The sequence below is a fragment of the Dietzia massiliensis genome (assembly GCF_018390595.1).
GTDB lineage: Bacteria > Actinomycetota > Actinomycetes > Mycobacteriales > Mycobacteriaceae > Dietzia > Dietzia massiliensis.
Map to the genome: position 1 here is coordinate 1 of NZ_JAHBAV010000382.1, position 310 is coordinate 310.

Consider the following 310-nt stretch of genomic DNA (forward strand, 5'->3'; position numbering starts at 1 on the left):
ATCAAGAAGCTGCATTAAGGCGCTCATATGTCCACTCGCTTAAATTTCTCTTTAAATCTTTCAAGAGGTTGCATGCACTCATGCTGATAGCCCTCTCTCATAAAAATCACCTGACGCTCTACACGTTCCCACCGGATGACCTTCACGGGGTTGCCGTGGTCATCGACATATTTCCTATCCAGCGGGGTTGATTGGCTCATGGTTAGCTCGCCATCAGCTCAGAGGCGTAATGCTCAGCAATCCACTGGATGCCACGCGGCGTTACCCTGGTTTGCGTGAAGGCGTGACCAAAATCAGACTTGCCGGTTTT

1 protein-coding gene is annotated in these 310 nt (G+C 50.0%); it reads right to left on the bottom strand.

From position 1 onward, the window contains the following. Nucleotides 1-23: 23 nt before the first annotated feature. Complete coding sequence (locus KHA85_RS19425) at nt 24-200, bottom strand: DUF4222 domain-containing protein (RefSeq protein WP_213186769.1); 177 nt, start codon at nt 198-200, stop codon at nt 24-26. Nucleotides 201-310 lie beyond the last annotated feature (110 nt).